Source organism: Phormidium sp. CCY1219, from assembly GCF_035615515.1.
Classification (GTDB): Bacteria; Cyanobacteriota; Cyanobacteriia; order Cyanobacteriales; family Laspinemataceae; genus CCY1219.
Map to the genome: position 1 here is coordinate 1 of NZ_JAJENT010000439.1, position 8,657 is coordinate 8,657.

Annotated in this window: 7 protein-coding genes; 4 read left to right on the forward strand and 3 right to left on the reverse strand. The window is 49.5% G+C overall.

Annotation, left to right across the window (positions count from 1 at the left end; genetic code table 11):
- Nucleotides 1–424: 424 nt before the first annotated feature.
- The gene (locus LKK83_RS10230) at nucleotides 425–1,327 is read right to left on the reverse strand and encodes a DUF5895 domain-containing protein (RefSeq protein ID WP_324630993.1); all 903 of its coding nucleotides are present in this window, start codon (nucleotides 1,325–1,327) and stop codon (nucleotides 425–427) included.
- 200 nt (nucleotides 1,328–1,527) lie between these two features.
- On the opposite strand from LKK83_RS10230, the gene LKK83_RS10235 reads away from it, so the two are divergent.
- On the forward strand, nucleotides 1,528–2,505 hold the full coding sequence (locus LKK83_RS10235) for a WD40 repeat domain-containing protein (protein WP_324630994.1): 978 nt from the start codon (nucleotides 1,528–1,530) through the stop codon (nucleotides 2,503–2,505).
- 118 nt (nucleotides 2,506–2,623) lie between these two features.
- Here the strand turns inward: LKK83_RS10235 and LKK83_RS10240 are convergent, their stop codons facing one another.
- Together LKK83_RS10240 and LKK83_RS10245 are read right to left on the reverse strand one after the other, a co-directional pair.
- A complete protein-coding gene (locus LKK83_RS10240) occupies nucleotides 2,624–3,472 on the reverse strand; it encodes a hypothetical protein (RefSeq protein WP_324630995.1) in 849 nt (282 codons plus the stop codon).
- Nucleotides 3,473–3,851: 379 nt separating this feature from the next.
- Nucleotides 3,852–4,421 (reverse strand): plasmid pRiA4b ORF-3 family protein, encoded by a 570-nt coding sequence (locus LKK83_RS10245; RefSeq protein ID WP_324630996.1) that lies wholly within the window; start codon nucleotides 4,419–4,421, stop codon nucleotides 3,852–3,854.
- 466 nt (nucleotides 4,422–4,887) lie between these two features.
- Between LKK83_RS10245 and pdxA the strand changes: the two genes are divergently transcribed.
- The 3 genes from pdxA to LKK83_RS10260 all read left to right on the forward strand — a co-directional run bounded on the left by pdxA (nucleotide 4,888) and on the right by LKK83_RS10260 (nucleotide 7,988).
- Nucleotides 4,888–5,949 (forward strand): 4-hydroxythreonine-4-phosphate dehydrogenase PdxA, encoded by a 1,062-nt coding sequence (gene pdxA, locus LKK83_RS10250; RefSeq protein ID WP_324630999.1) that lies wholly within the window; start codon nucleotides 4,888–4,890, stop codon nucleotides 5,947–5,949.
- Nucleotides 5,950–6,192: 243 nt separating this feature from the next.
- Nucleotides 6,193–6,333 (forward strand): hypothetical protein, encoded by a 141-nt coding sequence (locus LKK83_RS10255; protein WP_324630997.1) that lies wholly within the window; start codon nucleotides 6,193–6,195, stop codon nucleotides 6,331–6,333.
- An 869-nt stretch (nucleotides 6,334–7,202) separates the two neighbouring features.
- Nucleotides 7,203–7,988, forward strand: coding sequence for a COP23 domain-containing protein (locus LKK83_RS10260; protein WP_324630998.1), 786 nt, complete (start codon nucleotides 7,203–7,205; stop codon nucleotides 7,986–7,988).
- Nucleotides 7,989–8,657 lie beyond the last annotated feature (669 nt).

Here is an 8,657-nt window from a genome sequence, read left to right on the forward strand (position 1 = left end):
TCGACGGTGCAGGACAACCGCTATGCAATCAAAGCATTGCATAAACGCCCTGCCTCGCCCATCCGTTTCCTTGATTGTAGCCAATACAGATTAGATTGTCAACCGATGAAGGCAAAAATTTTGCCGCCGAAGATGAGGGGAATAGGGTATTAGTTCAGTGGCAATTAGAAAGTTTTGTCACCACCTATTGACCTGCTGACCAACCGATTAGCAACCTGACGTTTTTTATGCTCTTTATTTACGATTGAATCGACGCTCTAGCATGTCAAGTAAAAGCGGGATTACCCTGGGTAATGCTGACCCTAATACTGCGGTTTGTGGGGGTAGGTGGGTTAGCCCACCTACGGGTTTTACTGCGGTTTGTGGGGGAAATTTGGGTTAACCCACCCTAGGGATTTACTATGGTTTTCAGCCCCCCGCAATTTTAATAGGGAGGTTCCGGATAATCCTCATATTCGTCCTCATAAATATAGGCGCTGGCATCAAATCCACTGGTGGGAGTTGCTGGGGTTTCCATCTTCAGGGTTTCCACTGTTGGAACATCTTGACCGAAGTCTTTATATTCCTCAAAGGTTTCGCAAATGAGTTTGGATTCCTCGGAATTGGTGGGAATCATATAATCCGGTAAGGTACTGGCGGTAGGATGTTCGTAATCGGTGGTATCGGTGACCCAAACGGTGTTGTTTTCCACTTCTTTTTGTGAGGCTTCAAACAAGGGGCAAAAAATACCGTGAGCGTGAAATAGCGGTCCTTTTGGCGCGTTAGGTTGGTTGCGAAAATCGGCGTATGCTTGCTCTAATTCGGCGGTAAATCCGGTGATTTGACCGTCTTTTCGGTAACGATAAGCAATGCCAAACCCTGCTCCTGCAGACCCGCTTAAGGTCAATCGCAAGGGCAATTTATGCAGGAATTTTTTGTCTTGACCGACTAGGAAAATCAGATAGCGGGTGAAGGGTTTGTATTTCAGACGATTGGCTTTAAATTCATCGTACATATCCATCAACCGCCCGAGAACTTCGCCTGTATCGCGCTCTTTAATACAGATGGGGCCTTGTCTGACGATGGACAATCTCGGCGTGGTGGTAATCAGTAGATTTTCCACGTCTCCGGTGCTAAATTCGTATTCGATGGGCTGCCAATTTTCATCGGGCACAAACCCAGCGGCGTTGACTTGTTCTAGTTTAATGGCTAACCCGAATGGTTTGAGTCCGTCGAGACTCGATTTCGGGTTAAGCATCTGACACCAGGGCAATACCGTGGAAGGGGGGGCCTGGAATTTTTCATCCTCGAAGTCGAATGTGGCAGAGGGATTCATTTGTGTAGGCATTGTTGTCTGTTCGGATCGAGTGTACAAGAGATTTTCCACGGGTGGAATCTCGGGGCCAATTTCTTTGGCGGGGGAGGGGCGCGCGGGTTTTGGGTGCAATGCCCCTGAGCGATCGCGTTCGGGATGGAGGCGATCGTGGTAGGATCTAAAGTTTCTGGGGCAGGGTTGTGGGAAAATCCCTGGGCAATTGAAGGCTACCCTTGCCTTCGGTCTACTACAATCCCGAGAAACCCGACAGAACGTTTCATCAGTGGCCGCGCGAACTTAATCTTATGGTAAAATACGACAAGACTTGGCAATGTAACGATACGCTCTCCGGTCATTCTGCGGCAGTTGTCTCCCTTGCATTTAGTCCTGACGGACAAACGTTAGCTAGTGCTTCTTTAGACGCTACCATTCAGCTTTGGAACCCTCACCAAGGGAAGGAAGGCAAAACGCTCATTGGTCATGAGGATTTTGTGAATGCGATCGCATGGAGTCCAGATGGCAAATTGATTGCCAGTGGAAGTCTCGATCGCACGGTTAAATTATGGAACCCGAGTACGGGAGAAGAACTCCACTCCATTGCAGCTCATTCAAAACCGATCGAGTCGGTGGCGTTTAGTGCCGATGGTCAAACTTTAGCCAGCGCCAGTTGGGATAAAACCATTGGACTTTGGCAGGTAGAAAACCGGGAAAAACGGTTAACTTTTAAAGGCCATTCTAAACCGATCGTTTCGGTTGCTTTCAGCCCGGATGGTCGAACCGTTGCCAGTGCGAGTTGGGACTTAACGGTGAAACTCTGGGATTCTCATACAGGTCAAGAATACCATACTTTAACCGGTCATGCCAACCCCCTGGAAGGCGTTACGTTTAGTCCGAATGGTCAGGTGTTAGCGAGTAGCAGTTTGGACAAAACGGTGAAGCTTTGGAACCCGAATAGTGGAGAACTTCTCCGTACCCTCACCGGGCATACCGATGGAATTAGAACTCTGGCGTTTAGCCCGGATGGGGAAGTTTTAGCCAGTGCAAGTAGTGACAAAACGCTCAAACTGTGGTCTGTGGAAACCGGCGAAGTGTTAGCCACGTTGCGCGGTCATTCCAGTTATGTGTTTGCGGTGGCGTTTAGTCCCGACGGTAAACAATTGGCGACGGGAAGCGATGATAAAATGGTGAAAGTTTGGCAGGCGATCGCGTGATTTTTTGGCCTAAATTGTCGCGAAATGACCACCAGCAGCAGGGACGATAAGTCGCCTTTGGACAAGGGGAAGTTCCTCCTACCGGGTGAATGCAAAACCGCGTTTTATTCACTGCTGGTTAGGAGGATTCTTCTTCCTGGTTTTTGGAGGACAATTCGGCTTCTCCTTGGGCTTCTAAATACTCGTAGTTGGGATATTCGCTAATGGGGGATTCGTGGTTGGTTATTTCCACGCCGGCGTTGGTCAGCATCCGATCCAATCCGCCGAGAATTCCCGCTACTAAGGTGTTAAAATGTCCTACGGAGTGGGCGAGCTTTTGTAGGTCGCGGTGTTCCCAATATTCTGCATCATCGATGACTTCTTCTAGCATGCCGAGTTCTTGGGCATGATCTAATAGTTTGATAATCAATCCGTGACATTTGAGGAAATGTTCGATGCCGCCATATTTGGGATTGCTGGCATATTGGGTTTTGCAAAAACCGGACCAAGACCATGATGGTAAATCGGTGGGGAGTACCTCATAGTTTTCTTCGCGATCGCTGGGTTTTTTCATCTTCTTTTTATGTTCGAGCAACTCGTGCAACGTCAGGAAACTTTTTTCCTCTCGTTCTTTGTCACTCATGCGGGGAATCTTAATGGTTTTGGGAAATACGGCTAAACCCAACCGGGCGCTTTCACATCCTTCTCCGGGCCAGACGAGAAAGGAAATCAGATGTTCTGCGTCTACATGATAGGTGGTATTACCTCGGTGTACCCCCCGGGCTGCTTCCAGTTTCAAGAATCGATCGGGGTCGTCGAAATCCTCTAGGTTAAAGCGACATTCTTCTTTGCCTTTTAATTCTACCAATTCGCTGACGTTAGCAAATGGCATGTCTAATGCTATTTGATGCAAGGCGGTTATCTTTTCTCGCGCCAGTTCTTCTGAATCGGTTTCAAATTTTAGTTGATAACTGATGGTTAGCCCCATTGGTCATTTTCCTCTTGCTTTTTTTACTAATTTTTGCGCTTATCCTCCCGATTCATTTGCAGAAAAACGCCTGGTTTTGCGTTTTTCCCTAGGGAACAGCAAATCCTCTCAAAGGCTTCCCCAAACCGCTTTGGCGTGGGATGGCGGATGGAGGGGCGGATTGAGTTTACCGGGGGAGGAGGATGTAAAAAAACCGATGCTTGATGCGATCGGGGTTCTTATGGATTTTGTAGTTTTGAAATTAAAGTAATTATATCAAATAATCGGCGAACAAGCAAGAAACTTTAGATTTTTTTTAGAGGGGGGTGCGATCGCTCCTCGGAAACCCCAAAAGAGCGATCGCGCCTGAGGTGGCACCGATGCGATCGCAGCTATTAATTTAGCGGATTTGTTTGAGTTCGCGGTTGACTTCATCGATGTCAAACGCTTCGGGGTCGAAATCTTCTCCCAACCATTCTATGGTTTGTTGGTAGTCGGGGTCTTCTGGATTTTGAATAATTTCGAGCAAATCGGCATATCCGCGAATTCCGCCGCATTCTTCTGGAGGACAAGCGCGATCGCCCCCGATACATCGCGGATAATGGACACCTGATTCTGGAGGCAGAATTTTTTCGATTTCAATATCGTGAAGCCACTGGTCATCTAGGTTGTATTCATAAATAAAGTGGGTGTTTTCTTCTGGCATCAAGTCGTCTAATCTCGCCCGCCTTTCGGTTTTGAATTCTAGGCCATATTCCGGATGAGATTGGCCATAATGGGTGCCGTTGATGATAAACTCATGCAGGTGAGTATTCGTCCAGCCCATGACGATTTGCAAAATCCGCTGTAGTTTGTACAGGGTGATATGGCTATCTACCTGAATTCGCCGCAGAATAGGCGGTTCGCTGCCTTTGAGCCAGATTTTGAGCTGATAAATTGAATGGCGATCGGATTGGGTGGTTTCGGTCATTGCACGTCAAAACTCTAAAAGTTTGGTGTAATTGGTTTTCCGGTGTTTAACACATAAGAAAAAAGGGAACTATGGTTTTTTGGCGCTATTTTCGGCCAAACCCGTCCCCTTCTAATATAATATCATAAGAGCTGGGAAGCCGGGGGGCAATAATTTTAGGTTTTCTTCAGAAAAGCAGGCGCAGACGATCGCCAATCCACGGGCAAGTGTTGTGGCTTCACCTCGGTGTAATCCCAGTTTCAGGTATCAGGGAAACGGCGATCGCCGCCTGAGTCTGCCTTTTCCCGGCGAGGGTTGATTGGCTTTTGGGCAAGGGTTGCGATCGCCAAACACAATTGGCGCGCAATGGCAAGAATTTTTTACAAAACTTCATAGAAAAACGGCGTTTTCAGGTATGATGTGAAATGGCAATTAATATTTTTTCACCGATTCTGTGTTGTTGTCGCGATCGCAAAGTGAAACTGTGATGGAAACTACAAACTCCACCCCCTCCCCCGGGCAAACTCGTCCCCGGATCGCTCTCACCATTGGGGATCCCGCCGGAATTGGATCCGAGGTCATCTTGAAAGCTTTGGCGGATCCGGAAATCACGAGCAATTGCCAGATTGCCGTAGTGGGGACTCGCCAGGCGATCGAGCAAACCTACCAGCAGCTCGATCGACAGCAATGCGCGGCGATCGCTTCTCCCGACGAGTTAGAGATTATCGATATTGAAAGTGCGAGCAAAAACATTGTGCTAGGTGAGGGCAATGCGGCAAGTGGCGCAGCGAGTTTTGCCTATATGAAAGAGGCGATCGGGCGTACCCTCGCCGGCGAATTTCAGGCGATCGTCACCGGTCCGATCGCCAAAAATTGCTGGAAAGCAGCCGGACATCACTATCCCGGACAAACCGAACTCCTCGCCGAAAGTGCGAACGTCAGCCGCTTCGGAATGCTATTCGTCGCCAAATCTCCCCACAGTGGTTGGACCCTCCGCACCCTCCTCGCCACCACTCACATTCCCCTGCGCCAAGTCCCCGACGCCCTCACTCCCGACTTACTGAGTTGGAAACTCGACCTGTTTATCGAATGCTTGCGCCAAGATTTTGGGTTAGAAACCCCCCGGATTGCCATTTCCGGACTCAACCCCCACAGTGGCGAAAACGGACAACTCGGAACCGAAGAAAGAGACGGGTTAATTCCCTGGATTGAAGAACAACGGCAAAGTTATCCCACAGTAAAAATAGACGGTCCGGTTCCCCCGGATACCCTCTGGGTTAAACCAGGTCAAGCATGGTACGGTTCCGCCACAAATGCCCATGATGGCTATCTGGCTCTCTACCACGACCAAGGATTAATTCCAGTTAAATTAATGGCCTTCGATAAAGCAGTCAATACAACAATTGGTTTACCGTTTATTAGAACCTCTCCCGACCACGGCACCGCTTTCGATATTGCAGGCAAAGGCATTGCGGATTGTGCGAGTATGAAATCGGCGTTGCAGTTAGCTGCAGAGTTGGCAATTCAGCGCATAAATGGGGGGAATTGACTCAGTAATTCTCGCAATTCAAATCCCCAAAACAGCCACAAAAAACCCCTCAAATTTGCCATTCCTGCGTTGCTTTGCGCGAAAGCCCGTCAGCGCGCATTTGGCAAAAGCAGAAATACTATCAAATCCGGTTGGTAAAAGCGGTTTTTAGGGTGGGTAGTTCCTTGAATCAGTTGCTATTGGCACTTCGCTCATCTGGCTTAAGCCCACCCTACCCACTGCGGTGGCTCAGTAATTCGCTCAATGAAAATGCCCAAAACAGCCGGGGAGGGAGAAGATGATTTGCGATCGCGAGATCGGGTTCAAGAACCGATAAAAGCTTGCATTCAATCAGCGTTGCAATTATCGGGAACCATCGCTATTCTCTGCTTTAATGGATTGTAATTTCTTGCCGTTTTTAACCACCAGGGAAATCACCGCCTCATAATACGGTGAGTCTAAGGGGGTTAAGTGTGACTTGTTGCCGGTACAAAACCACAATTGGTAATTGCTTCAGCTAGACATTTATTGATTTCCTTATTTGTAGGGGATCCTGCTTCTGCTGTATCATTGCCTGCGATCGCCTCACCGGGGTGGTGGGGTATCCATCGAGGGGGCTGGATTTGTTTACTTGCAGAGGGATGAGAAACCTGTGGCGGGAGGGTCGCCGCAGGTTTGGGGGTTACCCGATCGCTGCCCCGAAGCCCTCACTCACTCTCCACCGCAGGTGCGATGGAAGCCTCTCGCATGGGTCTTCGTGAATTTTAGCGGGCATGACGTTTACCTCGTCGGTGGAATTTAAAGATTAAGGGCTATCAGATTAACGATCGCGGATTTCGGTCGTCCGGGTTGTCATTATCAAATTCAAAGATAATTTGGATTGCTGCAATTGGAGGACTCGGAATGTTTGCAGGCGGAATAATATGTCTCAATAATCCATTGCGATAGAAGCTGGACTAAACGAACTGTTGGCCAATTAATTGACCGGATGGGGGAGGAAAAATGGCCGGGAGAGAAAAACAAACCCTGGAGATAGAAAGGCAGGCAAAAACTGACGGCCAGGTGCAGAATCTTTTTCCTTGCCATTACGTCAAGGAGAATAGAGTCCCTACTCTCTATCGCGGTTCTAAGTATTTTGAAGGTGCTGGGGATAACGGCACCTCTCGAGTTCGGGAGGATTCCCGGACGAGAGAAGCAAGTAGGTGGGGGCATCGGTGGGGGGTAGAGGGGGACTAGAAAAGCGATTAAACGAAAAAATTTAGGAGAGACTTGAGATGAGATCGAAACAACAGAAATCCCCGTTTGCAATTGCCACCTCAGCAGTTCGGGGAATGAGTTTATGTCTCGGAGTGGCGTTTGCTCTGAGTTCTGGTGCCACTGTGGTAGCTCAGGAGATGCCCAGACCGAATAACGTTCGGATTCCGCCGACGAATACCCCAACACAAACTGGTGATGGGTCCGATGGAGAAACGCCGAGTGCGAGTAATGCGCGGTTTACCTGCGAGGTAGTGGAGGGCGAGTACAAGGTGATGTACCACCCGCAAAGTCAACCGGGCGAGTCCTATGAGTGGGCGCAACCGAGTCGGTTAGGCGGGGGGTGGACGCCGGAACGTCGCTGCAATGAGATTGCCCGTCGGTTGGAGTTTTACCGAGAAGACGGGATGAAAGAATTGGCGATCGGGGTGGAAAATGGCTACGACATTATTTGCGTGACCACGGAGGTTAACGCCAGTTGTCAGATCGTGCTGACAGTTCCCCCTGGAGAGAACCCGGAATTGATTCGCGATCGCGTGTTTGAAAATTTGACCGTTGCCGATCGCGGGGGTCAAACTGAAGCGGTGAATGCGATCGTGGATACGGGCAATGGCGGATTGATGGGAACTCTGGAAGATGCGATGGGGATCCAGTTGCCTCGGGGGGGTCATTCTCCTCAAGTCAACCCCAGTAATATCAATTTGCGGCCTTTCCTGGATCCGGCGGATGGGGGAACCGGTGCGAGATTAATGGAAAACCACTCCAGCGGATCCTCGCGGGAACTCAACCCGGAGAATTTCCGCTAACTGGGGGAAAAACCAGAATCGGATCTTGTGGAATGGAGAATTTGCGATCGCCTTTTCATCGGTGCTAAGTTCTTCATTCTCCCCGCCGAGAAATACATTTAATCTGCTTTCCTCGCGGGCGTGGTGCGTGCGGCTAATATAAACTCCTCTTTAGTCCCGAGGAGTTTTAGCCGCACGCACTTTAGCATTTTGATGAGCTGGGGATGCAATTTAAACGCATAAGCAGTCATGCAAAATAAATTGCCCATCGATTTTTGAGGTTTGTCGGGTGGGCAGGCACGAGAACTTCCGGGGCGCGAGGCACTTCCGAAAATGGCGAGGCCCACCCTACCCTCTGGGGATGCAATTTAAACGCATACTACACGGCGGTTAGAGTAGGTTTCCCCCGATCCCCTGAAAGAGGCGATAAGAGCGCGTCTCTCCAGGAGTCGGGACGGTGAATCATCTCCAAGCGGAATGCATGAAAAACGGTATAACCCGTTAGGATCCCGGCAAGTCGAAATCGGTGGGGGAATCCCGCGCAGTCAGTTCGCGGTTGTACTCAACGGTTGTACTCATCAAAATAGTAGGAATCGCGGTTGTACTCGTCCCGGGGCGAGGAATTGCGGTTGTACTCATCGGAAGGGGAGGAATCGCGGTTGTACTCCTCCCAGGGCGAGGAATTGCGGT

Bases quoted from the DNA above. Each gene is read 5' to 3' on its own strand.
- LKK83_RS10240 (WP_324630995.1), bottom strand. From the start codon at position 3,472: ATGGGGCTAACCATCAGTTATCAACTAAAATTTGAAACCGATTCAGAA.
- pdxA (WP_324630999.1), top strand. From the start codon at position 4,888: ATGGAAACTACAAACTCCACCCCCTCCCCCGGGCAAACTCGTCCCCGG.
- LKK83_RS10230 (WP_324630993.1), bottom strand. From the start codon at position 1,327: ATGCCTACACAAATGAATCCCTCTGCCACATTCGACTTCGAGGATGAA.
- LKK83_RS10245 (WP_324630996.1), bottom strand. From the start codon at position 4,421: ATGACCGAAACCACCCAATCCGATCGCCATTCAATTTATCAGCTCAAA.
- LKK83_RS10260 (WP_324630998.1), top strand. From the start codon at position 7,203: ATGAGATCGAAACAACAGAAATCCCCGTTTGCAATTGCCACCTCAGCA.
- LKK83_RS10255 (WP_324630997.1), top strand. From the start codon at position 6,193: ATGAAAATGCCCAAAACAGCCGGGGAGGGAGAAGATGATTTGCGATCG.